This window comes from Tritonibacter sp. SIMBA_163, from assembly GCF_046535935.1.
Taxonomy (GTDB): domain Bacteria; phylum Pseudomonadota; class Alphaproteobacteria; order Rhodobacterales; family Rhodobacteraceae; genus Epibacterium; species Epibacterium scottomollicae.
Genome location: NZ_JAWJBP010000485.1, coordinates 1 through 270 on the forward strand (window position 1 = coordinate 1; position 270 = coordinate 270).

Consider the following 270-nt stretch of genomic DNA (forward strand, 5'->3'; position numbering starts at 1 on the left):
GCTGTTTTTAACACCCAATCTCCGAGGTCACAAATGAGATCGCTTTCTTCGGCAAAGGGGATAAAATCCTTAGGCGGGAGCAGTCCTCGCTGCGGATGTTGCCAACGAATGAGGGCTTCTACTGCTGTGATTTGCCCCGTTTTGAGATTCATTTGCGGTTGGTAATAGAGGCAAAAATCTTGATTTTGGAGGGAATTGCGCGTTTCTGTTTCTAAGGTTAACGGATTCAGCGGCGATCGCAGCGAAGGGGTATAACCTTGATAACGATTG

General features: G+C 47.4%; 1 protein-coding gene. It reads right to left on the reverse strand.

Translation table 11 applies throughout. The annotated features are described in order from the left end of the window. On the reverse strand, nucleotides 1-270 hold a 270-nt coding region (locus tag R0J92_RS23230), incomplete at both ends, for an EAL domain-containing protein (protein ID WP_411053411.1).